Origin of the sequence: Thermoactinomyces sp. CICC 10522 (assembly GCF_016055075.1) — a bacterium.
Lineage (GTDB): Bacteria > Bacillota > Bacilli > Thermoactinomycetales > Thermoactinomycetaceae > Thermoactinomyces_A > Thermoactinomyces_A daqus.
In genome coordinates this window covers 620831-645801 of sequence record NZ_JAECVY010000001.1, presented here as the reverse complement: position 1 = coordinate 645801, position 24971 = coordinate 620831, and the positions used below count along the sequence as shown (strand labels likewise).

The 24971-nt window shown below is 49.5% G+C and carries 21 protein-coding genes; 8 read left to right on the top strand and 13 right to left on the bottom strand.

What is annotated here, in order from left to right; all coding sequences use genetic code 11:
- Positions 1-19 precede the first annotated feature (19 nt).
- From dprA to I8U18_RS03305, 4 genes are all read right to left on the bottom strand, one after another.
- Complete coding sequence (gene dprA, locus I8U18_RS03320; RefSeq protein WP_198055719.1) at positions 20-1138, bottom strand: DNA-processing protein DprA; 1119 nt, start codon at positions 1136-1138, stop codon at positions 20-22.
- 78 nt (positions 1139-1216) lie between these two features.
- On the bottom strand, positions 1217-2122 hold the full coding sequence (gene sucD / locus I8U18_RS03315; protein ID WP_033102339.1) for a succinate--CoA ligase subunit alpha: 906 nt from the start codon (positions 2120-2122) through the stop codon (positions 1217-1219).
- 43 nt (positions 2123-2165) lie between these two features.
- Positions 2166-3326: an ADP-forming succinate--CoA ligase subunit beta gene (sucC, locus tag I8U18_RS03310; protein WP_033102338.1), complete on the bottom strand. Its 1161-nt coding sequence runs from the start codon at positions 3324-3326 to the stop codon at positions 2166-2168.
- A gap of 305 nt (positions 3327-3631) precedes the next feature.
- Positions 3632-3763: a YqzM family protein gene (locus tag I8U18_RS03305; protein WP_160173936.1), complete on the bottom strand. Its 132-nt coding sequence runs from the start codon at positions 3761-3763 to the stop codon at positions 3632-3634.
- Between the two features lie 263 nt (positions 3764-4026).
- On the opposite strand from I8U18_RS03305, the gene I8U18_RS03300 reads away from it, so the two are divergent.
- Together I8U18_RS03300 and I8U18_RS03295 are read left to right on the top strand one after the other, a co-directional pair.
- Positions 4027-4506: a cupredoxin domain-containing protein gene (locus tag I8U18_RS03300; protein WP_052154452.1), complete on the top strand. Its 480-nt coding sequence runs from the start codon at positions 4027-4029 to the stop codon at positions 4504-4506.
- Between the two features lie 230 nt (positions 4507-4736).
- The gene (locus tag I8U18_RS03295) at positions 4737-5159 is read left to right on the top strand and encodes a hypothetical protein (RefSeq protein ID WP_198064470.1); all 423 of its coding nucleotides are present in this window, start codon (positions 4737-4739) and stop codon (positions 5157-5159) included.
- 611 nt (positions 5160-5770) lie between these two features.
- On the opposite strand, the gene I8U18_RS03290 is transcribed toward I8U18_RS03295, so the two are convergent.
- A complete protein-coding gene (locus I8U18_RS03290) occupies positions 5771-5947 on the bottom strand; it encodes a hypothetical protein (protein ID WP_160173935.1) in 177 nt (58 codons plus the stop codon).
- A 189-nt stretch (positions 5948-6136) separates the two neighbouring features.
- Between I8U18_RS03290 and I8U18_RS03285 the strand changes: the two genes are divergently transcribed.
- Together I8U18_RS03285 and I8U18_RS03280 are read left to right on the top strand one after the other, a co-directional pair.
- Positions 6137-6499 carry a hypothetical protein gene (locus tag I8U18_RS03285; protein WP_033102335.1) on the top strand — a complete coding sequence of 121 codons (363 nt, stop codon included), beginning with the start codon at positions 6137-6139 and terminating at the stop codon, positions 6497-6499.
- Between the two features lie 520 nt (positions 6500-7019).
- A complete protein-coding gene (locus I8U18_RS03280; RefSeq protein WP_033102334.1) occupies positions 7020-7388 on the top strand; it encodes a hypothetical protein in 369 nt (122 codons plus the stop codon).
- Between the two features lie 433 nt (positions 7389-7821).
- Here the strand turns inward: I8U18_RS03280 and I8U18_RS03275 are convergent, their stop codons facing one another.
- A complete protein-coding gene (locus I8U18_RS03275) occupies positions 7822-9327 on the bottom strand; it encodes a coproporphyrinogen III oxidase (protein WP_198064484.1) in 1506 nt (501 codons plus the stop codon).
- A 228-nt stretch (positions 9328-9555) separates the two neighbouring features.
- Between I8U18_RS03275 and I8U18_RS03270 the strand changes: the two genes are divergently transcribed.
- Positions 9556-10515 carry a TolB family protein gene (locus I8U18_RS03270; protein ID WP_198055715.1) on the top strand — a complete coding sequence of 320 codons (960 nt, stop codon included), beginning with the start codon at positions 9556-9558 and terminating at the stop codon, positions 10513-10515.
- Between the two features lie 41 nt (positions 10516-10556).
- On the opposite strand, the gene I8U18_RS03265 is transcribed toward I8U18_RS03270, so the two are convergent.
- Complete coding sequence (locus I8U18_RS03265) at positions 10557-11318, bottom strand: hypothetical protein (RefSeq protein ID WP_198064469.1); 762 nt, start codon at positions 11316-11318, stop codon at positions 10557-10559.
- A gap of 329 nt (positions 11319-11647) precedes the next feature.
- Here I8U18_RS03265 and I8U18_RS03260 point away from each other — a divergent pair, with 329 nt between their 5' ends.
- Entirely contained in the window at positions 11648-15949 is a 4302-nt protein-coding gene (locus tag I8U18_RS03260) for a PolC-type DNA polymerase III (protein WP_033102331.1), read from the top strand.
- Between the two features lie 24 nt (positions 15950-15973).
- Here I8U18_RS03260 and I8U18_RS03255 read toward each other — a convergent pair whose 3' ends face one another.
- Positions 15974-16594, bottom strand: coding sequence for a trimeric intracellular cation channel family protein (locus I8U18_RS03255; RefSeq protein ID WP_033102330.1), 621 nt, complete (start codon positions 16592-16594; stop codon positions 15974-15976).
- A 191-nt stretch (positions 16595-16785) separates the two neighbouring features.
- On the opposite strand from I8U18_RS03255, the gene I8U18_RS03250 reads away from it, so the two are divergent.
- Both I8U18_RS03250 and I8U18_RS03245 read left to right on the top strand, forming a co-directional pair.
- Entirely contained in the window at positions 16786-17355 is a 570-nt protein-coding gene (locus tag I8U18_RS03250) for a YkoP family protein (protein WP_033102329.1), read from the top strand.
- Between the two features lie 2 nt (positions 17356-17357).
- Entirely contained in the window at positions 17358-18473 is a 1116-nt protein-coding gene (locus tag I8U18_RS03245) for an MGDG synthase family glycosyltransferase (protein ID WP_198059538.1), read from the top strand.
- Between the two features lie 369 nt (positions 18474-18842).
- Here I8U18_RS03245 and I8U18_RS03240 read toward each other — a convergent pair whose 3' ends face one another.
- The 5 genes from I8U18_RS03240 to I8U18_RS03220 all read right to left on the bottom strand — a co-directional run bounded on the left by I8U18_RS03240 (position 18843) and on the right by I8U18_RS03220 (position 24967).
- A complete protein-coding gene (locus I8U18_RS03240) occupies positions 18843-19640 on the bottom strand; it encodes a UTP--glucose-1-phosphate uridylyltransferase (RefSeq protein WP_033102326.1) in 798 nt (265 codons plus the stop codon).
- Positions 19641-19688: 48 nt separating this feature from the next.
- On the bottom strand, positions 19689-21386 hold the full coding sequence (locus tag I8U18_RS03235; RefSeq protein ID WP_033102081.1) for a phospho-sugar mutase: 1698 nt from the start codon (positions 21384-21386) through the stop codon (positions 19689-19691).
- Positions 21387-21583: 197 nt separating this feature from the next.
- The gene (locus tag I8U18_RS03230; protein ID WP_033102080.1) at positions 21584-21793 is read right to left on the bottom strand and encodes a hypothetical protein; all 210 of its coding nucleotides are present in this window, start codon (positions 21791-21793) and stop codon (positions 21584-21586) included.
- Positions 21794-21810: 17 nt separating this feature from the next.
- On the bottom strand, positions 21811-23427 hold the full coding sequence (locus tag I8U18_RS03225; RefSeq protein ID WP_198055711.1) for a sodium:solute symporter family protein: 1617 nt from the start codon (positions 23425-23427) through the stop codon (positions 21811-21813).
- 442 nt (positions 23428-23869) lie between these two features.
- A complete protein-coding gene (locus I8U18_RS03220) occupies positions 23870-24967 on the bottom strand; it encodes a M24 family metallopeptidase (protein ID WP_033102078.1) in 1098 nt (365 codons plus the stop codon).
- Positions 24968-24971: the final 4 nt, after the last annotated feature.

Here is a 24971-nt window from a genome sequence, read left to right as displayed (position 1 = left end):
CAAATTTAAACGGGAAAGTTCAACTTCTGTCAAATGAATTCCGGACAAAACGGGCACCGGGCAGCTGCAAAACCGCTTTTTTCAATTCAAGTTGCAACAAAATCCGCTGAATCTCCCCGGGCGGAAACTCCCGTCCTCCTTTTTCCAATAAGAGAGGAAGCGGAACCGGCTCATCGGTATCAAAATAAGACAAGATTTTTTCTTCCTTTTCGTCAAAATCCTGCTTCTGACGGTCATGCGCTTCCGCCTGTTTCTGTTTGCCCGGGGTCCAGTCGTAAAATTCCTCCAAAATATCATTGCCGCAAACAACGCATTTGGCTCCCTGCCGGATCAATTGCAGGGTCCCCCGACTCTGCACGGAGGTAATCGGGCCGGGAACGGCAAATACCTCACGCCCCTGTTCCAGGCTGAAATCGGCGGTAATCAGCGAACCGGACCGCTCAGCCGCTTCAATCACTAATGTTCCCCGGGAAAGGCCGCTTATGATTCGATTGCGCGCCGGAAACAGTCCCGGATGGGGAGTGGTTCCCGGAATCGATTCCGATACCACGGCTCCGGTCCGTACGATTTCATCGTAGAGCGCGCGATGATTTTTCGGATATACCACGTCCGCTCCGCATCCCAAGACGGCAACCGTTTTTCCCCGATGTTCCAAAGCCGTTCGGTGAGCTGCTCCATCTATGCCATTGGCCATTCCGCTGGCAATCACAAATCCGGCCTCCACCATTTCCCGGACGAGCTGTTTCGTCACCTTCAGCCCGTAAGGAGTGGGGCGCCTCGTTCCCACTACGGCAAGGCTCGTTTCCCTGAGCAGCCCGGCATTTCCCTTTATGTACAAAACCCAGGGCGGCATGGCAATTTCTTTTAATAATAACGGATATTCATCACAAAAATAGGTAATTACCTCAATTTTCTTATTTTTCAACCCCTCCTTCACCTGCTTGATCCACGCCGGATTCCACTTTTGTTTGAGCAACTTCACCATTTTCGGCGAAATCCCATTATGCCGCAAAGCATCGATGACGGACGGGGTTAAATCCTGATCAGGCAGAAAGCCCGCTTTCAGAAGCCGAGCCATGGTGTTCCAACCAACCCCCGGTATATGATGGATCGCCGCCAATCCGTCCCGTAAGTCCAAAAACAACATCTCCTTTCAGTTGAAAAGTAAAAAGCGGAAACCTCGCTCAGAGGTTCCCGCTTGTTTTCTGCAGGATGTTTACGACTTAGTGATGCACTCGCCCAGCAAACCCCTTTCTTCCAAGACCTTCACCAATGTTTCCCCGATCACGGCCGGTGTGGGTGCAACAGTAACCCCTGCGGCGGTCAACGTCGCGATTTTTTCCGCAGCCGTCCCTTTTCCGCCGGAGATAATCGCTCCCGCATGTCCCATCCGTTTTCCCGGAGGTGCAGTTTGACCACCGATAAAGCCGACAACCGGTTTCGTCATATTGGCCTTGATCCATTCGGCAGCCTCTTCTTCCGCGGTACCGCCGATTTCCCCGATCATGATCACCGCTTTTGTATCCGGATCTTCTTCAAACGCTTTCAAGCAGTCGATAAAGTTGGTTCCGTTGACCGGGTCGCCTCCAATTCCGACTGCGGTGGATTGTCCGATGCCGCGGGTGGTCAACTGATGAACAGCTTCATAGGTCAGCGTCCCGCTGCGGGAGACAATTCCCACATGTCCCGGGGTATGAATATAGCCCGGCATAATACCGATTTTACACTCGCCCGGAGTGATGACGCCGGGGCAGTTCGGACCGATCAGTCGCGTTTTCTTGCCTTCCATGTAGCGTTTCACTTTCACCATGTCCAGCACCGGAATCCCTTCCGTGATACAAACCACCAAATCGAGCTCCGCATCGACAGCTTCCATAATCGCATCAGCGGCAAAGGCCGGCGGAACATAAATCACGGAAGCGTTCGCACCGGTCGCATCAACGGCATCCGCCAGTGTGTTAAAAACGGGAACCCCTTCAATTTCGGTTCCTCCTTTGCCCGGGGTGACTCCCCCAACCACTTTTGTACCGTATTCCAGCGCTTGTTTTGTATGAAATAATCCGGTTGCACCAGTAATTCCCTGTGTGATTACTTTAGTATCCTTATTTACGAAAATACTCACCGTTAATTACCCACCTTTCTCAGGCGTACTCTCTATCCGTTCATTACTTTACGAGTTCGACGATTTTCTTCGCTCCGTCTTCCATCGAATCAGCAGCAACAATTGCGAGGCCGGATTCATTCAAAATCTTCTTGCCGAGCTCCACGTTGGTTCCCTCAAGACGAACCACCAGCGGACGATCAAGGCCAATTTGTTTGGCCGCTTCGACTACACCGTTGGCAATGACATCGCATTTCATGATTCCACCGAAAATATTGACAAAAATTCCTTTTACATTGGGGTCGGACAAAATGATTTTGAAAGCTTCACGCACTTTGTCCGTGGTTGCGCCGCCGCCCACATCGAGGAAGTTGGCAGGTTCACCGTCAAAATGCTTGATAATGTCCATCGTTGCCATGGCCAAACCCGCACCGTTCACCATACAGCCGATATTTCCATCGAGAGCGATATAATTGAGATCAAATTTGGAAGCTTCCACTTCTTTTGGATCTTCTTCATCCAAGTCGCGCATTTCCAAAATATCTTTATGGCGGAACAAGGCATTTGAATCAAAATTCAATTTCGCATCGAGTGCCATCACCCGACCGTCTTTGGTGGTGATAAGCGGGTTGATTTCCGCCAGGGAGCAGTCATTTTCGACAAAAGCCTGATACAGGCCGAGCATGAATTTCGCAGCAAGATTGATTTTATCTTGCGGGATGCCGATGCGATAAGCCAGACGGCGGGCTTGGAACGGCAACATGCCTGTCGCCGGATCGATTACTTCTTTGAAAATTTTTTCCGGCGTTTTTGCCGCCACTTCCTCAATCTCGGTTCCGCCTTCTTCTGACGCCATCATGACGACGCGGCTGGTCGAGCGATCGATCACCATGCCGACATAATATTCTTTCTCGATCGGCAGTCCCTCTTCAATCAACAGCCGTTTTACCTCTTTCCCTTCCGGTCCCGTTTGATGGGTTACCAGCACTTTCCCCAAGAGTTCTTGCGCATGCTGTCGCACTTCATCCAGGCTTTTGGCCAGCTTCACGCCACCTGCTTTACCGCGGCCGCCGGCATGAATTTGCGCTTTCACCACCCAGAGATCACCGCCCAGGCTCTCTGCCGCTTTCACTGCTTCATCCGGTGAAAACGCAACATGCCCGTTGGGTACAACAACACCATATTTCTTCAGGATTTGCTTCCCTTGATACTCATGAACGTTCATTCGCGATCCTCCAATCACAAGTACAATCCGATGACTTTGCTTGCCGCCTTGGCGCTTTCGATCAGAGTATTCCCCGTCAGACTAGGCCAAACTGCTGCTTTTTTTCTATGTATCTGCCATTTCCTGCCTGAATCCCCTTTCAAAAAAAGGCGCTTGGCCTGGCAAGGACAGAAAACCATTCAAGTTTGGCTCATATGAAGTATAGCTCAGGCACACTTTTTTGCCAACCACCCGTGGTAAGAACATTCCATTCATAACACGAAAAAACGAGAGGATTTTTGCCGCTATCCTCTCGCCATCCCAAATCACTTCACAAAATCGATAACAATGGCAATAATGAAGATGAGAAAGAAAATCCCGGAAGACACTCCGGCCGCTTTCACAAAATCGATGAAATCGTTTTCCTGGTTTTGCGGCGTATGCTCTTGTGCCGACATGCCACTCTCCTCCTCATGCCTTATTTCCCAATATGAAAAGTATAGCACGCTTTGAACAAACATAAAACGAATCGATTGGCAAAAATTCAAGATACCGGAATAATTCAGTCGTTTTATTGATCTTACCCATCCATCCTCAGTTTACCCGTTTCGGGAGCAAAATTTGCACACAATAACATGATTAAATCTTCCGGGGATGGATTGGAGGAAAATGAGGATTTATGTAAAAATTACCATTATTAGACCGAGAGGAGGTTAACCGAATGAATATCCCCCGCCCTTGGGCCTATGCATTTGTTGCCGTCGTGGTAATCATCGCGGTAATCGGCTTGATCCACCCCTCTCTGGATTGGCTCAAGTCCGCCTGGCCGGAAGCAAAATCAGCCAACACCAAAGCCGACCCATCGCCGGTCAACGCCAAAACGCGCGATATCCATCTGTTCACTGTCGAATACAAAACGCTCCTGTCCGGGAAAGAAAAAGAAGTATACCGCTTTGATCCCGGCACCGTCATTGTGATGAAAGGGGAAAAAATCCGCTTGCATATCCACGGTCTAAACGGAAAAGTCCATCATTTTTCCATTCCGGAATTAAAAGTGGCCGGCTCGGTTGAAAAAGGAAAAATCGCCACACTTGAATTTACTGCTGACCGAACGGGGACTTTTGAACTCATCTGTCACGATCATATAACCGAAACCCATGAAGGCCCCATGATCGGATATGTGACGGTCGTCCATCCTTGATCTTTTCCGGACAAAGAAATCTGTGGAAGCCGGTTTGCCGAAAAGCCGGCTTATTTTTTGCACAAGTTTGTTGCAAATATGTCTGTCCCCCGCCCCTCCCCGCAAGCCAAATGATCCCTCAGTGATTCCTCCAAATCTCACTTCATGCGAGATGAGTCTTTTTTATTCCTCCGCTGGCCGGGCTGTGATAAGATGCAATCATACAATAAATCAAAATGGAGGGAAACGGAGTGTCAATCCGCTTTCAAACCCCCTACCAATATGTTTTCATCCATAATAACGTCAAACATTTGCTGCTGTTGTGGGAAAAGGAACACAAGCGGCAGTTATATATTGTTGAGGAGGAGGCAGATGAGATGCTCCTCCTCTTTCCCGGCGATTCCTACACCGAAACGGTTCTTGATCAGATCGAGCCCATCCTTTTTCAGCGGCTGGAAACGGATGCAGGGCCGTTTCTCGCCGTTCTCGGGGCGACATTTACCTATGACGAGCGAAAAATGGTCATGTATTATCATCCGGAGCATCCAGACCGGGAAATTTACTTTTTCGAATGGTCAGGAGACGGGATTGCCGAGTTGGACGAGGAAGAATATGAAGCCGTCACTCGTGCTTTTATCAATGAATTTCCGGAATTTTTCCTCGACGAAACCTGACGATGGATCCGCAAAAACGGGCAACTGTCATCATTGCCCGTCCCCCCTTTTCAGGCTCTGCTCCCGTCTGCATCCGAAGCTTTCTCCAACTCTTTCAACCACCTGCCCCACAAAAATCCCTTCTAGCCGCCTTGCCTTTAAAAATATATGAACTCCCTGGTTGGAACGCCGCTATCACTCTTTACCTAAATGAATATGAAAAAAGTATCCACCTATTTAAGAGGGTTTTAGCCATCCGTCTTCTGAAACCCCCGGCTCACAGGTTATAAATCTATTTTATCCAAGAATATTCACCAAATGGTTATCAAGGAATATCTTATAGTAACCGTTTCTTTTCGTAGTTATGCATAAGGGAGGTGCAGACCTCTTGAACCAGGGAAAGCAAGAACAACAACAGAAAAATCAGTTTGATGAATTATCGAAACAATTGCAAAGGGCAATCAAACTGAAGATTTACGACCTTTGTCTTCAAGTATTGAATTCGGAGGAAACGGAATCAAAAGTAAAAAAATTATTTGATTATACGGAACTTTTGAGCCCCGGAACAAAAGAATTAATTAAGCAAAACATCGAAAAAGGGTTGATGGAAGAAGAGAAAAATCAGGAACCCGTTAAAAACAAAAAACGGAAGAAAAAAAGAAAGGGGTAATCGGACATGCGCTGTCGCAAGCGAAAAAGATGGCGTTTTCGAAGGCGATTTCTGTGTAAACGCTGCCGTCGATTTCTCCTTCGACGACGCCGGCACCGCAGATGCCGTGATCATCCACACCGGCATCCCTTCCCAGCACTGCCGGGTGCCCATGTCAACAATGAGGCAAGGGTGGACGGCCCGGTCAGCGGCTTGATCAATATCATCGTTCAAGTCCCGGTCAATACAGGTGATGCAACCTCCTTGCACAACAGTCACCAAAACGCGCTTTCCAATGCCCTTTAGAAAGCGGTCAAGCATTTTTTCAAAAAAAGGAGGCGAAACATCATTGAACCATTTTCTGACTCCCGAACAGGAAAAACAGATCCGTGCTTTGATCGATGAATTGCTTCCCCCCAAAAATAATCCCGTATCCGTTCAGGTTCAGATGCCTTCCCGGGTCAATTCAGTGCTTGCCGAGCTAACCAACAACATACCTGGACCTGGATCTTCATCCGGTATTCTTGGCGTCATAACCAACGGGTTCAACTCATTTCTGAATCATTTAGCCAAACTTTTCTCCAATTTGGTCGAAATTCTCGGCCCTGATGCGGTCAATCAACTTTTTCCCGGATTAGTGAACGTGATCTACAAAGAGGTGCCGATCGAGCAAATGAAAAAAGCAGCCCAACCACCATCCCAAACTGAGTAAATCCTCGCGATTCCGTGAAAGGAGGTGAAGCTGATGCAATGCTGCTCAAAAAAGAAAAAGAGAAGGAAAAAACACTGTTTCAAATTTTGCTGTCCCCGTCGGAAAAAGCACTGTCACGACAGACACCATCACGATCGGCACCGTCACAATCGGCACCGTTGCGACCATGATGGGGCCCGCGCAACGGTAAATAACAAGGCTAACACAGGCCCGCAAAGCGCTGGCTTAGCAAACATCAACATTCAAGTGCCCATTAACTTGGGTGATGCCACTGCAATCAACCGCAGCTGCAACAACTCAATCTCAAATACACTTTAATGAGAGGGGCCGTTTCGGCCCTCCCTTTTCCTCCTCCACGCCCGCTCTTTACATAAAGCGCAACACGTAAAAGCCTTCTTTTTAGGAAGACAACCATTTCTTTCTCCGCCCACACGCAAGCAGATCAAGCAGAATATAGTATAACAAATGAAAGATTTGCAGATCTTTCCCGGGTTCGCACATTCGAAAGGAGGTGAGATGAATGAACTTTTCGTTTACGCAAGAACAACTTAATGAGTTGCGCTCTCAACTTGAAGAGATCATTCAAAAAAAAGTCAGTGAAAACGAATCCGTTGAAATCCAGGAACAAGAACAACAACAACTGATTTCAGGCTTACCCTCATTGATTTCAAGTGTGTCAGGAACCGTTCCCTTGATTTTAAACAGTGTGATTTCAGGCGCTGTTGGTTCTCTTAATATACTTGCCGGCGGGTTAATCAATGTTCTCAACAGCTTACTGGGTATAGTCGGAGGATCGGTCTTGAACGAGACAAACAATGAACTTTCTCCGGCGCTTGCCAACCTGATTCAAAAAACCGTTCCAACAGGGCAAAACAAACTGACCAAATAATCTGGACCCATTCTCTTGAAAGGGGGTGAAGCTGATGCATTGCTGCTCGAAAAGAAGAAGAAAGCATAGACACTGTTTCAGAATTTGCTGCCCTCGCCGGAGAAGGCACCGTCACGATCGGCACCATCACGATCGGCACCATCACGATCGGCACCGTTGCGAAGACGGAGCTCACGCAACGGTTAACAATACCGCCAGAACAGGTGCTCAAAGCGCAGGTTTGATCAACCTGAACGTCCAAGTACCCATTAACCTGGGTGATGCCACTGCAATCAACCACAGCTCCGGTAACTCTGTATCCAACCTGTTGTAATCCTCTGCGGGGCCATCGTGCCCCTTTTTTTCATATTTATGTCATCCTCCCTGTTTTGGATCGGGCGATACAGCAAAACAAAAAGCTTTGCCACGAACTTAAAGGCAAAGCTTCGCTTCATCAATGACCGACAGGCGTGATCCCGTATGCTTCATCCAATTTAGCCAATTTTTCTTTGATATGACGCCGGTACGTATCGATGTAGGCTTTTGGCTCCTTGGGATTGGGGAGGCGGGACAGGCGGCCGCTGACCGGGGAGATGATCTTGCTGACGGCACCGCAGCCCAAACCGATGATCGTCTGTCGTTCTTCCATGATGATGATGTTGTACAGGCTCTCTTCTCCGGGAAAAGCATAACCGACATTTTCCTGGTTGCCCAAAATATTTTTCTGCCGGTAGAGATAGTAGGGTACATACCCCTGATCCCGGGCCCACTCCCGCGCCATCCGCACCATCTCCCGCGTCTCTTCCCGGCCGGCGACGCGGTATTTCTCTTTATTTTGCGTCATCACGGAACCGCTTTTAAAGGACAGGGTGTGTACCGTGAGCGATTCGGGACGCAGCTCGCGCATGACATCCAGCGTTTCGGCAAACGTCTCGAGCCCTTCGCCCGGAAGGCCGATAATCAGGTCCATATTGATATTGTTTAAGCCCATCTGCCGCGCCAATTGATATTTTCTCAACGTTTCTTCCACTGTGTGGTGCCGGCCGATCACTTTGAGCGTTTCTTCCTTAAAGCTCTGCGGATTAATACTGATCCGGTCCACATTCCAGCGCTTCATCAGCGCCAATTTTTCCTCATCCAGTGTATCGGGGCGCCCTGCTTCAACCGTCCATTCCCGGACTTGGCCGAAATCGGGAATATGGCTCTTTAATTGCTGAAACAACGACTCCATCTGCTCAGCCGAAATCGAGGTCGGGGTGCCACCGCCAAAATAGATGGTCGTGACCGGCAACCCCCGCGTTCTCAGCCATGCACCAACAGCGGCAATCTCTTCATGAAGTCCAGCCAAAAAGCCTTCCACCGACCCCGTACGCCCCCCGATCGCATACGCGGGAAACGTGCAGTAGGCGCATTTGGTCGGGCAAAACGGAATCCCGATATAGAGGCTTACTTCCTTGTCCAGCTCATAAAAATCGGGAAGCACGGTAAGCTGCCGCCGGATGATTTCTTCCAGAATCTGCGTCTTCTCCGGATGAAGCAGATACTCCTGCTCCAGCAAGCGTTTTGCCTCTTGCAGGGAATTTCCCTTTTGCAGCAGCGTGTGAAACAGCTTCGTCGGGCGGACTCCGGTCAAAATCCCCCAAGGCTGCTCAATCCCTGTTGCTCTTTCCAAAACCTGGACAAGCACATAGCTGATCGCCTGCTTCATCCGTTTCCGAATCTCTTTTTCGCCTGTGCATCCTTCGATGGAACGCACATGTTCCGCCGACCACTGCACTTTGTCTGCGGTCAGCGTCACCCGAACTTCAATCGCTTCGGATTCGTCAAGAGTAAATTCAAGCTGAAAATCAGCCCGGTCATCCGTTTCCGTCAGCTGAACCTCTTCAAAAAAAAGACGGGCGATCAATTCCACATCCCGAAATAAGACCGGATCAATCCCTTTAATTGCAAATCGCGTCATGATCTCACTGATGCCGAAACCGGCATGTTCCTCCTTTTCCACTTCCATCTACTTCCCACAGTCTAGCAATAGCCGCATGGGAAATCAATGAAAGAGAATGGGAATATAAGAACGATCTTTCCAATCTATTCCAGAAATAAAATGTTTGTAAATTTTGCAACAACGGCCCCCATCAGCACGGAAATCCGCTATAATAAAGGTGCATCTTCAACAGAGAGGAGAGAAGAAATGAAAAAGACCACAGCCGCAGTCGGCGCACTTGTACTGTCTATATCACTGACCATACCGGCCTATGCAAAAGACGATGTGAAACCGGTTCTTTTCAACGGCGGTCCTTTGTACAATCAAGCCATTTACAAATTTAATCCTGACACACTCGAAGTTTCCAAAATCACATCCGGCAATTCTGTCGATGTTTCACCAAACGGGGAAAAACTAGCTTTCATCAAAAACGACAGCCTTTACATATCAGATCTTGACGGAAAAAATCAAGTTCGCTTAACCAACAGTCATTTCCCCGATTTCGATGCCTCTCCTCGCTGGTCACCTGATGGCAACAAAATTGTTTTCTCCCGCGGAAACGGGAACCTCTACGTGATCGATGTCAAAAGCAAGGAAGTTCGACAAATCACCCACGCGGAGAAAGGCGTCTATTATTCCCAACCGGACTTCTCACCGGACGGGTCCAAAATCATCTGCCACGCATCCGATGCAACCGGGTTCAGCCACATTTATGAGATGAATGCGGATGGCAGCAATCTGAAGAAACTGACAGGGAAAACAGGGGAATCGTCCGAATACGACGCCCATTTCTCACCGGACGGGTCCAAAATTTTGTTCGGCAGGTCGAAAAACGGCAATGCCGATATCTATGTGATGGATGCTGATGGCAGCCACATGAAAAACCTGACCGCTGACACCACCAAAGCAGTCGGCAGTGCAATCTGGTCGGATGACGGCTCCAAAATCCTTTATTCCCTCAATCATTCCGGCATAAAAGGAAATAATGAATCCAGTGATGACAATAGCACATTTTATGAAATGAATGCAAACGGGACCGATAAGCAAATCATCAAGCTGAATGTTCCAAACGCAATGCCGACCGCCTGGAAAGCGCTCAATCTGGGCGAGGCACAGTCAAAAATCGGCTCAACGTTAAACAAAATCAAAAGTTTCTTATTTGATTAAATTGAACAAAAAAGAACTCCCGGGCGACGGGGAGTTCTTTTTTATTGCGTTGCTTTGGATTTCAACCCCAGCAACTTTTTCAAAAGATCGCCAACTTCATGGAGAAGTCCCTTGTTGTGATTCCTGCCGCCATCCGGTGGTGGAGGTGACGGTTGGTCAGGAGGCGGATTTTGCGATCCGTCATCTTCCGGCGGATTTGTCGGGTTTGTCGGGTTAGTTGGGTTTGTTGGGTTTGTTGGATTTGTCGGGTTTGTCGGATCAGTCGGTTTCTCATTTCCAGGTTTTGGCCGGGCCGGTGGTTTTGACACCGGAGGAGGGGGCGATTGGGGTCTGTCCACCTTTTCTTCGGAACGTCCGGCGGGATGCGTTCGCTCCCGTTTCTCTGTTTTTCCTGTTTTCCTTTCATGCAGATACTTGGGCTGCTCAGTCTTTTCCCTGCTTACCTTTACCTCCTGAAACGGCGGCGGGGAAATTCTTCTGGCGATCTCCGGCTCTTTTGCCTCCGCATGGGCCTGGTCACCCGTCCAATCTTCTATTTTTTTCAGGACAAAGGCTCCAAAATCATCTTCCGAATCCGGCGCTCCATTCCCGACAAACCTGCTCTTGCTTCCATCATTACCAACCGATTTAAGCGCTTCATTTTCAAACCAAGCGTAGGCAGCCGTTCCCAAAAGGAGGAGGAGCACCGAAGCAGCACCGGAAAGCTTCCAAATCAAAAACGTTTTGCCTTTTTTTCTATTCAACATCTGTTCGTATTGTTCCGAAGAAATCTTCGTTCTCCGCGTCGTCACTCTTATGTTCAACTCGAATCCTCCTTTTACGCTCGCCTGCTACGCCTACAATAGTAGAACGCTCTTCGCAGTGTGCAGAGATCATTTCTATTCAAAGAAATGATATTAAACGAAAATGAAAAAACTCCTTTTTTTAAAAAATCAAATTGCAAAATTATTTTCCTGTCGGTAATTGTGTATACCGGGTTTGCCGGAACCGGCTTCCAAGAGAAGTACATTGTCCTTTATCTGACGCTGTGATAGGATAAGAGACACACAGAACCCGGGTCTGATCCGGAAGTTCTATTTTCCTTGCAATCCACGGAGCGCAAGTTTCTCTAAAAAACAGGAGGGAATTTGGCTTGGTTTATCCAAAAGCAAACGTCAAGCATCTCTTTGATGAGGTAAAGCTTCCTCCGAAATGGCTGGAAGAATTCTTCAACCAGGCCATCATTCAACAAGTCAATGTTTACCCGGATCGGCGTGCCTGGAACATTCACCTTCGACTGCCGGAAATACTCCCTGCAGACGTTTGGCACACCTTCCAACAACGAGTGAAAAAACATTTCTATCCACAAATTCACGTATCGATCCAGTTTCATTATGACCACGTGGAAATGGAAACGTTTCTGCAAAATTACAGACAACTGATCGAGCGGCAGCTTCAGGAACAGATCACCCCGGCGGCGGCTACCTGGTTTGCCGGGGCCGACTGGCAGGCGGAGGCAGATAAAATCACCATTGTCTTTAAAAATCCCGCCGCCCGGCAAATGGCCAAACAACGAAATCTTGAGCAAATTTTGGCCAAATATTGCCGGCGCATTCTCGGCCGGGAGGTTTCTGTTTTCCTGGAATGCGCATCGTCCGAAGAAGAACGAGACCACCTGAAAGAATTTCATGACCGTCGCGCCCAGGAAGAACAGACGCTGATGCAGGAACTGCTTGCCCAACAGGCAAAAGAGGCAGCAGAACGCGAATCGGAAAAAGCGGAAAAACCGGTCGAGAAGAAAATCGGTTACCAGATCACGAGCGATCCGGTGCCGATCAAGGAAATCACCGAAGAGGAAAAAAGCATCGTCGTACAGGGAAAAGTGTTCAAAAGCGAACTGCGTGAACTAAAAAGCGGTCGCAAACTGTTGACCTTTAACCTGACCGATTTTACCAGTTCGATCGCTTGCAAACTGTTTGCCAGAGACAAAGAGCAAGCGGAAATCCTCGCCGTCATCAAGGATGGCGACTGGCTGAAAGTCCGGGGTTCCGTTCAATTTGACACCTTCTCCCGCGATTTGGTTCTGATGGTAAATGATTTGACCGAGACGGCTGCCGAAGAACGCCAGGATACAGCCGAAGAAAAGCGCGTTGAACTCCATCTCCATACATCGATGTCAGCCATGGACGGAATCTGCGATGCCGGAGAAGTGATCAAACGGGCAGCAAAATGGGGACATCCGGCTGTGGCCATTACCGATCACGGAGTGGCGCAGGCTTTTCCCGAAGCCTATGAAGCCGGAAAAAAACACGGAATCAAAGTCCTTTTCGGCATGGAAGCCAACATTGTCGATGATGGTGTTCCGATCGTCCTCAATCCGTCAGACCGCCCGCTGCTGGAGGATACTTATGTCGTATTTGACGTTGAAACCACCGGACTGTCAGCCGTTCATGATGTAATTATCGAGTTGGCGGCAGTCAAGGTCAAAAACGGCGAAATCATCGACCGCTTTTCCGAGTTTGCCAATCCGCACAGACCGCTGACCCAGCAGATCATTGAATTGACGCACATTACCGATGACATGCTGAAAGATGCACCGGAAATCGATGACGTGATCACCCGTTTCCTCGACTTTATTGACGGCTGTGTCCTCGTCGCCCATAATGCCCGCTTTGACATGGGCTTTTTGCAGGAAGCGGCCAAACGGCTGGGAAAAGAGCCGGTGCGAAATCCGGTGATCGATACCCTGGAACTCGGACGCTTTCTGTATCCGGGGATGAAAAACTACCGGCTAAATACTCTGGCCGATAAATTGAATGTAAAATTGGAACAACATCACCGGGCAATTTATGACGCAGAAGCCACCGGACACATCCTGTGGAAGATGATTCTCGATGCGGCCGAAAAAGAGGTTAAAAACCTCAGCCAACTCAATGAAAAAACCGGAGACCGCGACCTTACCCGTTTGCGTCCTTTCCATGCGATCTTGCTCGTGCGCAATCAAACCGGTCTCAAAAATTTATACAAACTGATTTCCATGTCTCATCTGAACTATTTTTTCCGCGTTCCGCGGATCCCGCGCAGTGAGTTGCTCAAACACCGCGAAGGGCTCATCATCGGTTCGGGTTGCGAGAGAGGTGAATTGTTTGAAGCCGCATTGACCAAAGCGCCGGCACAGGTTGAAGAAATCGCGCGCTTTTACGATTACCTGGAAATCCAGCCGGTTGACATCAATCTGCATCTGGTTGAAAAAGGGATTGTCGAAAGCCCGGAACGACTGCGGGAAGCCAACCGCCTACTGGTGGAAATCGGTGAAAAGCTGGGGAAACCGGTCGTCGCGACGAGCAATGTGCATTATCTGGATGAAACGGATGCGATTTTCCGCGATATCCTCGTTTCCAACCAAAACGGATTTCGCGTCAATGTTCCGTTGCCAAAAGCGCATTTCCGCACTACGGATGAAATGCTGAGTGAATTCAGCTATCTGGGAAGCGAAAAAGCGCGGGAAGTGGTCATTTCCAATCCACGGAAAATCGCTGAACAAATCGAAGAGATTCAACTGTTGCCGGAAGGAACCGCGACCCCTGTGATCGAAGGTGCGGAAAAAGAGCTGGAAGAGATGTGCTACAAAAGAGCGCACGAGTGGTATGGCGATCCGTTGCCCGAGGTTGTGCAAAAACGGCTCGAGCGCGAGTTAACCAGTATTATCAAACACGGATTTGCCGTGATTTATCTGATTTCCCAGCGCCTGGTGACCAAATCGCTGGCAGATGGTTATCTGGTCGGTTCCCGCGGTTCGGTCGGATCATCCTTTGTAGCCACAATGAGTGAGATTACAGAGGTCAATCCACTTCCGCCACACTGGCGCTGCCCGAAATGCAAACACAGCGAATTTATTCTCGATGGTTCCTACGAATCGGGCTTTGACCTGCCCGACAAAGAATGTCCCAACTGCCATCAGGTGATGAAAAAAGACGGGCACGACATCCCGTTTGAAACCTTCCTGGGCTTTGAAGCGGATAAAACACCGGATATCGATCTGAACTTCGGTTCAGATTATCAGCCACGGGCCCACGCCTATACAGAGGAATTATTCGGAAAGGATTATATCTACCGCGCGGGCACGATCGCCAAGGTTCAGGAGAAAACGGCATATGGGTATGTGAAAAAATACCAGGAACATCATAATCTGCAACTCAGACAGGCGGAAATTGACCGACTTGTCGCCGGGTGCACCGGTGTGAAGAGAACGACAGGGCAACATCCGGGCGGGCTCATGGTTATTCCGCAGTACAAGGATGTTTTCGACTTCACCCCGATTCAGCATCCGGCCGACGATGTCAAATCCGGCACGCGGACGACCCATTTCGATTACCGCTCCATCAGCGGAAAATTGTTGAAGCTGGATATTCTGGGACACCAGGATCCGACTACCATTCGGATGCTGCAGGATCTGACCGGCGTAAACCCGCGGGAAATTCCCATGGACGACCCGGAAGTTTTAAAACTGTTCAGCGGGACGGAATCCCTTGGTGTCACCCCGGAAGAAATCGGCGGGGTCAAAACGGGCACATTGGGGATTCCCGAATTTGGCACCCAGTTTGTACGGCAAATGCTCGAAGACACCAAACCGACCAGCTTCTCGGAACTGGTGCGCATCTCCGGTCTGTCGCACGGAACAGACGTTTGGCTCGGCAACGCTCAGGAATTGATCCGCAGCGGTACGGCAACGCTGTCGGAAACGATCTGTTGCCGTGACGATATCATGCTCTATCTGATCTTAAAAGGATGTCCGCCGAAGGCATCATTTAAGATCATGGAAAAAGTGCGGAAGGGAAAAGGGCTGACCGATGAAGAAGCAGAACTGATGCGTGAACATGGCGTGCCCGATTGGTATATCAACTCCTGCCGGAAGATCAAATATATGTTTCCCCGGGCCCACGCGGCCGCCTATGTTATGATGGCCGTCCGCATCGCCTGGTTCAAAGTGCATTACCCCATTCAGTATTATGCGACTTATTTCTTCCGGCTATTAGATGATTTCGATTGTGAAGTCGTTTTGAAAGGGCCTGAATTTGTCAAACGTCGGATGAAAGAAATTGCCGAAAAAGGCAACGCGGCATCTCCCAAAGAAAAAGGGCTGTTTACTGCTTTGGAGTCCGTTCTGGAATTTTTTGCACGCGGCTTCAAATTTAAAAACGTTGATTTATATCGATCACACGCCACCCAATTTGTTATCGACGGAGATGACCAGTTGATTCTCCCCTTTGCCTCCATCCCGGGCGTCGGGGAAAATGCCGCCAAAAATATCATGGAAGCCAGGAAAGACGGGGAATTCCTTTCGATCGAGGATTTCCAGACCCGTTCACGCGTGTCGAGTACCGTCGTGGAGTTGCTGAAAAGCATGGGCTGCCTTGACGGGCTGCCGGAAAGCAACCAACTGGTATTGTTCTAAAAAAACAAAGCTAGCCGGATGTCGTTAACGGCTAGCTTTGTTTTTTAAAATGACCAGGCGGCCGGGCAAATGCCATTTCAACGCTGTGGACATCATCCGCAAAGTGACAATGACCGCACAGAGGAAATAAAATTCCCAGGGGGTATCGACCCACTTCAGGCCTACCGCAACCCCGCTGACAATCGCCCAAAAAGCGTAAACTTCCCTTTGAAAAACCAATGGCTTTCTTCCAGCCAGCACATCGCGAATAATACCGCCGCCGATCCCCGTCATGACGGCCGCGAAAATGACGGCCACCAAAGGAAGGTGTTTGCCCGTCGCAAAGAGAGCTCCCTGAATGGAGAAAGCCGACAGACCGATCGCGTCGAAAAAGTTCAGCCATTTGCGGCAAAACTTAAGCCAGAGGGACGGACTCATCGAAACGAAGGTAATCGCGATCAGCGCTGCATAAATCAACATCTCCTGTTTCCACAAATCCCCAACCGGCAATCCGATACAGGCATTGCGAATGATTCCTCCGCCGAAAGCGGTAACCAGCCCCAATACATAGAGACCGAATATATCATATCTTTCTTCAATCGCCACCAGCGCCCCGCTGACCGCAAAAGCGACGATTCCGACAAAATTCAACCATTCCCAGGACATTCTCAACGCTCACTTTCCGTCTGAATTACATCAAGACTTTATTATAGCGGCATCAAAAGAAAAGAAAAATAGGATCGGCAAAAAATGTTCAGCGTTTCACCACCAACCATTACCAATCATTCATCCGTTTGGAACAAAATAATCCGCCTCTCCGCAGGCAACAATACAAAAAACGGAAAGAGGAGGCACCGATGTTCCGTCAGACGATAATCAACCTGTGGCAATTGTGGGATATCATCTATTTTTTATTTACTCGCCTGAACTATGTCGATAAGGGGAAGAACATTTTTCGCGTGTCAGTCAAGAAATACCGGGGGGAACTCATTCAAACGGCAGACGGGGCCATCCTCGAACGCGGCGATTGGTATGTACAATTGCATTTACATAATGTGCTTCTCGCCCGGTTGCTGCTTCAATCGTCAGCGCGCGAATTCGGATGGGCCATTATGTTGCGCCGCTTAATCTCCTCCTCGTTGCCGGCATTGATCCGGTTTATCAACCATCACCCTCAACATAATGAGATTCAGGTGATCCTCGGCACAACTCTTCTGTATCGCAATGCCAACCGGCTCGGTTTTGAGGTGTCCGACATTTCCAATCCAAAAACGCGATGGATCAAATCACTTACCGCAAAGTGTATTTTTCTCCTGTGCCATCCCAACGGCCTCCGGGAAATGTCCGGCAGAAAAAATGATCTTATTCCGAAGCGGGTATTTATCTCGAAGAAACGATTAAATCAATTTTACGGATCGGGGAGTTGAAAATGGACAAAATCTTGATCTTAACGGAGACGGTTGCCGGTTACGGACATTACAGCGCGGCAAACTCGTTAAAAAAGGCAATCCGCATGCGTTATCCCTCGCTTGAGGTTCATATCGTCTGCATGCTCCCGTTAATCAGCAAACCATTGGAGACTCTGATCGGCAAATTTTATACTCAGACGCTGCGCTTCGCTCCCTCTCTCTGGGGAGCGGCCTATTCCCAGGACCGCGAATGGGATCGTTTCTTTCGCGAGCCGCTCGGCAAACTTGTTTCCGGTAAATTGAAAGAAATCATTGACAGCCTCTCTCCAAAGCTGATTGTCTGCACGCATGCATTTTGTTTGAGCGCTTGCACCCACTTAAAGCAAAAAAAAGCAGGAAGCTTTCGACTCGGGGCAGTGGTTACCGATTTTGACGCGCACAGTTTTTGGATTCACCCTGATGTCGATTTTTACATCATCGCCCATGAAGAAATAGGAAACAAAATAAGAATGAAAACCCCGCTCCCTCGTCTTTATCCGACCGGCATCCCGATCGATCCGTCTTTTTCCCTGAATCAAAAAGATGCGCGCAGGGCCCGCCAGCAACTCGGAATTGATCTGGACCGCTTCACCATTTTGCTCATGGGTGGAGGAGGAGGAATGGGACCGATCAAGAAAAGTCTTGATTCCTTTCGAAAATCCTTTTGCCATCAGCCTTTCCAGCTTTTGATCATCACAGGAAACAATCAGGCCCTGTACGAATCCCTGCATATGGAAACCCGTACGGATCCGCATATTTACACATTCCCTTTCGTCCATAACATGGTTGATTTCATGTGCGCTTCCGACTTCATCATTACGAAACCGGGCGGAATGACTTGCTCCGAAGCAATGGCGACCGGTTTGCCAATGGTGATCTGCAAACCGATTCCCGGCCAGGAAGAGAACAACAGCGATTTTCTGTTGAACCGCGGGGCCGCCATTCGTCAGGATAAGCCAAAACGGCTGCCCGAAGATCTTTCCGGGCTGCTGCAACAACCTCAGCAGCTGGCTTTGATGCGCAAACAAGCATCCTCCATCGGCAAGCCGTACTCCTCCTTTCACGGAGCCGAAATTATAGCTGATCATCTTCATTAGTCCCATTCAATGCAAAACGGTCTGTCCAGAGAAAAAGACAGACCGTTTTGCTGTGTGGCATGGCGGAAGGGTTAACTTTCCCCCTGATCCGCAGGGCGATACAGCCCGCATGCATCCCATGACGGATAATGACGCCCGTTGTGATGTTGACAACGAAAACTCTTTTCCGTTTGCACGAGAAATTTGCATGTCTCACATTTGTAGAGCGTCCAGGTAATTCCATATTTTTTGACCATTGGATTTTTGCTGCGCTCTTCAATCTTGTCCAAATTCACTTCGCGTGATCCAACCTTAATTTCACTCACACTTTCTACATTCATTTTCGTGTCAAAAATACACTAATTCTTTTCATAAATCAAGGAATGAAACTTATTCCCCAACGGGATTCGCCAGCTTTTCCAGCGCTGACCACAAATCCTCACTGTATTGCTCCCTTTTCAGGGCAAATTCCAAATTGGCCATGACATAATCCCGTTTGTCCCCTATATCAAAGCGCTTTCCCTTGTAAAACAGGCCAATTCCCCGCTCCCTTTGCAACAGGGTATTGATCGCATCCGTCAATTGAATCTCCCCGTCGAAACCCGGCCGTGTCTTCGAAAGAACAGGGAAAATTCCGGGCGGAAAAATATATCTTCCAATTGCGGTCACAGCTGAGGGGACATTCTCTTGCGGTTTTTCCACAATATGACGTATGAGCACCTCGTTCTCATCGATCGGTTGATACTCGATGGCATTATGTTGGGACAATAATTCATATTTCAGCGTTTCAACCGCCAGCACGGGAGATTTATGCCGCTGAAAAGCATCGATCAATTGTCCGGTGCAAGGCGGGTCACTGTCAATCACGATGTCGCCCAACAAGACGGCGAAAGGCTCATCCCCCACAAAGGAACGGGCCATGAAGACCGCATGCCCGGATCCTTTTGGTTCAGGTTGGTCAATCAGCGTCACCTGGGGATCTCCGGCGAAGTACGTTTGAATCACTTGGCGGCCATATCCCACAATGATCGCAATTTGTTCGATTCCCGACCGTTTGGCCTCATCGACGAGATAGTGCAATGCCGGACGATCGACGATCGGCAGCATCGGCTTGGGAATCGCCCTGGTAATGGGCAAAAATCTCCGTCCCATCCCCGCTGCCGGAATCACCGCCTTCCGTACGCGCATTGTCTCACCTCCTTCAATAAAGAAAAGGGGCAGGTCAGCCCCCTTTTGCTAAGCGATTTCCTCCGATTGGACGATTTTCATCACATCGCGTTTCAAATTTTCCAGCCGGGTTCGCGCTTCTTCACCATTCTCTCCGACGGAAGCAAAGTAAAACTTGATCTTCGGCTCGGTTCCCGAAGGCCGGATGGCAAACCAAGAACCGTCCTCAAACAGATATTTTAACACATCTGCTTTCGGCAACCCTTCAATGCCCCGGCTGTAATCTTTTTGCTCCCGCACGGTGATGCCTCCTGCTTCCCGAAGCGGAAACCTGCGCAGACGCTCCATGATCGCCCGCATCCGCTTGATTCCGTCAACACCTTTTAACGTGAGGGAAACCAACTCCTCCTGATGGGTTCCGTACCGGTCAAACAGTCGCCGTAAGGCCTGGTAGAGCGTCAACCCCTGCCGTTTGTAATATGCGGCCATTTCCGCGGCAACCATGCATGCCTGAACAGCATCCTTATCCCGGCAAAAATCGCCGATCAGGTAACCGTAACTTTCTTCATAGCCAAACAGGAATGTTTTTTCCCCGCTTTCGGCATATTGCTTGATCCGATCCGCTATGAACTTGAAACCGGTCAGCGTGTTGATCGTTTCCACTCCGTAGCGGGCCGCAATCTTCGCTCCCAGCTCCGAGGTGACAATCGTTTTGATCATCACTCCGTTTTCCGGCAGGTTCCCCCGTTCTTTACGCCGGGCCAAAAGGTAATCCAACAAAAGCGCTCCCAGTTGATTCCCAGTCAAAACGGAAAATTCCCCCGTCTCATCCCGGGCAACAACCCCGACACGATCGGCATCCGGGTCGGTTCCCATGATGATGTCGGCTCCCGTCCGTTCCGCAATTTCAATCGCCTGCGCAAACGCTTCATGCTCCTCCGGATTGGGAGAACGAACCGTGGAGAAATCGGGGTCGGGCTTTTCCTGCTGTTCAACCACCTGTACCTGCCCGAATCCTAAATCCCGCAATATACGACGCACCGGCTTGTTTCCCGTTCCGTGCAGCGGCGTGTAGACAATTTTGAGATCGCGGTTGTTTTGCACCGGCTGCATCGCCAAACTCCGCAGCCGCTCTTGATAAGCATCGTCAATCTCCTCCCCGATCACTTCAAACAGTCCCGCAGCCCGGGCCTCTTCCAGCGGCATAATCGGAACGGTCAATTCATCGGGAACGCGCCCGATCTCCTCCAACACAGCGTTCGCCAAATCGGTGGCGATCTGCGCCCCGTCCGAGCCATATACCTTATATCCGTTATATTCCGGGGGATTATGACTCGCCGTAATCATAATGCCGGCTGCAGTACCCAAATGACGGACGGCAAAGGATAACTCCGGTGTCGGCCGCAATTCAGCGAAGACATAGGCTTTTATGCCGTTTTGCGCCAGCACCAGCCCTGCTTCCCGGGCAAACTCCGGCGACTGATGGCGGCAATCATAAGCGATGACCACCCCTTTTTTCTTCGCCTCTTCTCCCTGATTAAGAATAAACCTGGCCAATCCCTGCGTCGCTTTACGCACGGTATAGCGATTCATTCGATTGGTGCCGGCGCCGATGATTCCGCGCATTCCTGCGGTACCAAAGGTGAGCGAGGTGTAAAAGCGGTCTTCCAATTCTTTTTCATCCGTGATCTCTTCCAATTCCCTCCTTAAATCCCGATCCAAATCCTGAAATTTCAACCATCGGTCAACCGCTTGGCGATAATCCATCCTCCGTCTCCTTTCTTACATAAAACATCATCTCTCTTGAGCATAACCCAGGGATGGGAACTTAAGGGAAAGCCCCTCTAACCGGCCATCGGAAAATCCGGCAGGTCAGGGGGACACCTGTTCCGACCTGCAATGTCCCCTACAGAAAGACCCTTTTTCTCACAAACGGAGGAGAGAAAAAGGGTTCCTTGATTCTGCTAAGAATTCTTTTTCACACCGCGCAAAGGACCCTGGGCAAAGAGAACACCGATGACCAGAGTGACAACCCCCCACCACAGATCTATATTCAAGCCGTGCAAATAAGGAGTCTGGGGGTTTACAGCCAATCCGTAGACGATGAGAATCGCCCCGTAAACGATGAACATCAAGCCTGTCAGCCAACGCAGGTCTAACCACAGTTTAGCCATGGTCATCGGTCCTCCTTTTACAAGAATACTATATTTAAACCGATCAGGATAACCAAAACAACAACTGCCATTACTCCCGGCCGTTTATACCATCGTTCTCCACGATAAGACGGCAATTGCAAGAACCCGTATACCAGCCCTTTCAACTCCGCTTCATCTTTCGGCTTGGTGACAAAGCTGACCAGCACGGTCACAGCAGCAGCGATCACCCACGCCCACCAGGCCCGCCAGAAATTGCCGGCCTGTGCGCTGGCAAAATAATCGGCCGGGATCAGATAGTACAGCAGGAAGGCACCAACTGTCCCGGAGATCAGTCCCCAGAATCCGCCCCAAGGGGTGGCCCGCTTCCAGAACATGCCCAGCAAAAACGTGGCAAACAACGGTGCGTTAAAGAAGGAGAACAAGGTTTGCATATAGTCCATCACACTGGGGAAATCGGCGGCGATATAGGCAGTGCCGATACTGATCAAAATCCCGATGACAACGGTCCAACGTCCAACTCTCACGTAGTGCCGGTCAGGAGCATCCTTTTTGAAATAAGCCTGGTAAATGTCATAGGTCCAAATCGTGGTAAAAGCGGTTACATTTCCGGCCATTCCGCTCATGAAGCTGGCCAGCATCGCGGTCAAACCGAGCCCCATCAGCCCAGGTGGGAAATAACGCTGAATCAGAAGCGGCAAGGCCAGGTTGTAACTGGGGCCTCCGGGATGGCCGATTTTCGGATAAAGAACGGCCGCGATCAAACCGGGGATAATGACCAGGAACGGTACGACCATTTTAAAGAACGAAGCATAGATTGGGGTGTTTTGCGCCGAACGCATGTCTCGAGCCGCAAACGCGCGCTGCACCACCAAAAAGTCGGTGGTCCAGTAGCCAAATGACAAGACAAATCCAAGTCCCAGCACAACCCCAAGCCAGCTGATTCCCATCGCATTATCGGAGGAATGGCCCAGATTGGACCACATGTGGCCGAACGCTTCCGGCAACCGGTCCATCATCGCCTGCCATCCACCCAACTCATGCAGGCCAAATACGGGAATGAGGAAAAGTCCAAGCCAGATGAGGAAGAATTGGATCACTTCAGTATAGATCGAAGACGTTAAGCCGCCCAAAGCGACATAGATCAACACAACCACAGCCGAGATCAGGATACTGGTATTGAAAGACCAGCCGATCAGAACCTGAAAAATGAGCGCCATCGAATACAAGCTGATTCCGGAGACCAATACGGTCATCACGGCGAATGAGATGGCATTGACCGCACGGGTCGCTTCATTGAAGCGGAATTTCAGGTATTCCGGAACCGAACGCACCTTTGAGGCATAATAAAATGGCATCATGTACAGGCCGAGAAACAACATGGCCGGAATGGCACCAATCCAATAGAAGTGGGTGGTCAACAAACCGTATTCGGCTCCGTTTGCCGCCATGCCCAGCACTTCGAGCGCTCCCAGATTAGCTGACAGAAAAGCCAAACTGGTGATCCAGCTGGGAATCGAACGGCCGGACAAGAAGAAATCGTCTCCGGTTTTCATCTTGTTTTTCAATAAGAAACCGATTCCAAGAACCACGACAAAATAAATGGCAATCATCACATAATCAATCAATCCGGCATGTAATAACGAATGTCCCATGATGAACCCCACCCTGATTATTGAGTGAATAAGATTTGTGAAGCAGCAAAATAACTTAATTAAAATAATTAATAATTGTTAAGATAATATTAAATGAGGTCAACCTTTTTGTCAACGCTTTCATAATGAGGAAGAGTATTGTTGTTCAGACTGAATCAAAAAGTCCGCAGTCTCTTCAAAACAGGAAGAGAATCGCGGACATAAAGCACTCCACCGTTTGGAAACCCCCATGATGGATAACACCTTTTAATGTTTTCCGGCCCAGTTAAATCCCGCCAACACCTGATCTTCTTCGCGTGCCCCGCTTCAAATACCGGCTGCGGCCATAAATCTTGCTTCAATCTGTCAACCGGCCGCATAAGTTGAAACTGCACTTGTTTTACGTTTCAAAAATTGGCATCAGACATGATCCCGATGGCCAGCTCACACCATTTTTCTTTTATCAACTGCGCACCAGAATATCAGGACGCAAATAGGTTTTTCCATCATGTTTCACTTCAAGATAGACCCATTCTCCGGTATGGGTTAAAAATTCATTTTCATGCTCTTTTACCAGGATTGTGTCTTCCGATTTTATCCCGCGAATGGCTGGATTCCATGCAAATGCCTGATGGAGGAGAACCCGTCCTTTGGCATCCGGAGTGGCGAGAAACTCCCGGGACGCATATCCCGTTGGTCCACCCTGATGCAACAGCTTCCAGTCTTCGGGGAATCCCATCCGGACATACATTTCAATGCCCGTCTCGATCACTTTGCAAATCGGCGTGCCCGGTCTGGTGGCTGCGTTCATGGCCGCATCGATTTGCGCCAGTTTTCGTTTGTTTTCCTCCAATTCCGGCGAGAGAGGACCAAAGTGGACAAAACGTGTCACATTGCTCACCAGTCCTCCCTTTTCCGCGCAGAGGACGAGCATCGCATACCGTTCCAGCTTTTTATCCGTAGGAATGGGATGACGGTAACGAAAGATTCGCTCATCTGTCGCCACCAGGATGACCTGCGGATTCATTCCCTCCTTTAACACTTTATAAGCGAGGTTGGCGGCGATCTCATGCTCGCTCTGCCCCGGAACCAATTCACGGCAGGCCGATTCCACTGCGCGCGCCGCCAGTTGCGACAAGGAACGGTAATCCTCGATTTCACTTTCCGTCAACACATACCGCAGCGCCCTCAACTCTTCTTCCACGTACAAAAGCCCGTCAATTGGAGTGTCACTGCCAATCCTTTTTCCTGCACAAATCCGCTGAATCGTCTCAATCTCTCCTTCATACCATTCCGGGGTGATCCAGTCATATCCCTGACCGTACAGCTCCTCCTCACGAATGCGGGCCGCTTCCATTTTTGATGCCAGGCATATTTTTCGATCGCGCAGGATGAGCAAAGGGGCTACACCGAGCTCGGTCGTATTGACAATGTGATTATCCTTCCCCCCTGTAAGCCACGAGAAAAAATCGCGTCTGCGAAACAAAACGCCGTCCAGCTTTTTATCATCCATAAACGTTCTGACCCGCTCCAACGCTGTATTGACCGAAATATCGCCCATCATT

What these genes read in the sequence shown, in the direction of transcription:
- I8U18_RS03255 (WP_033102330.1), bottom strand. Translation starts at nt 16,594, where the DNA reads ATGTCCTGGGAATGGTTGAATTTTGTCGGAATCGTCGCTTTTGCGGTC.
- I8U18_RS03220 (WP_033102078.1), bottom strand. Translation starts at nt 24,967, where the DNA reads ATGGGCGATATTTCGGTCAATACAGCGTTGGAGCGGGTCAGAACGTTT.
- I8U18_RS03240 (WP_033102326.1), bottom strand. Translation starts at nt 19,640, where the DNA reads ATGCGCGTACGGAAGGCGGTGATTCCGGCAGCGGGGATGGGACGGAGA.
- I8U18_RS03225 (WP_198055711.1), bottom strand. Translation starts at nt 23,427, where the DNA reads ATGGGACATTCGTTATTACATGCCGGATTGATTGATTATGTGATGATT.
- I8U18_RS03250 (WP_033102329.1), top strand. Translation starts at nt 16,786, where the DNA reads ATGTTCCGTCAGACGATAATCAACCTGTGGCAATTGTGGGATATCATC.
- I8U18_RS03305 (WP_160173936.1), bottom strand. Translation starts at nt 3,763, where the DNA reads ATGTCGGCACAAGAGCATACGCCGCAAAACCAGGAAAACGATTTCATC.
- I8U18_RS03270 (WP_198055715.1), top strand. Translation starts at nt 9,556, where the DNA reads ATGAAAAAGACCACAGCCGCAGTCGGCGCACTTGTACTGTCTATATCA.
- I8U18_RS03235 (WP_033102081.1), bottom strand. Translation starts at nt 21,386, where the DNA reads ATGGATTATCGCCAAGCGGTTGACCGATGGTTGAAATTTCAGGATTTG.
- I8U18_RS03230 (WP_033102080.1), bottom strand. Translation starts at nt 21,793, where the DNA reads ATGGCTAAACTGTGGTTAGACCTGCGTTGGCTGACAGGCTTGATGTTC.
- I8U18_RS03275 (WP_198064484.1), bottom strand. Translation starts at nt 9,327, where the DNA reads ATGACGCGATTTGCAATTAAAGGGATTGATCCGGTCTTATTTCGGGAT.
- I8U18_RS03300 (WP_052154452.1), top strand. Translation starts at nt 4,027, where the DNA reads ATGAATATCCCCCGCCCTTGGGCCTATGCATTTGTTGCCGTCGTGGTA.
- sucC (WP_033102338.1), bottom strand. Translation starts at nt 3,326, where the DNA reads ATGAACGTTCATGAGTATCAAGGGAAGCAAATCCTGAAGAAATATGGT.
- I8U18_RS03280 (WP_033102334.1), top strand. Translation starts at nt 7,020, where the DNA reads ATGAACTTTTCGTTTACGCAAGAACAACTTAATGAGTTGCGCTCTCAA.
- I8U18_RS03245 (WP_198059538.1), top strand. Translation starts at nt 17,358, where the DNA reads ATGGACAAAATCTTGATCTTAACGGAGACGGTTGCCGGTTACGGACAT.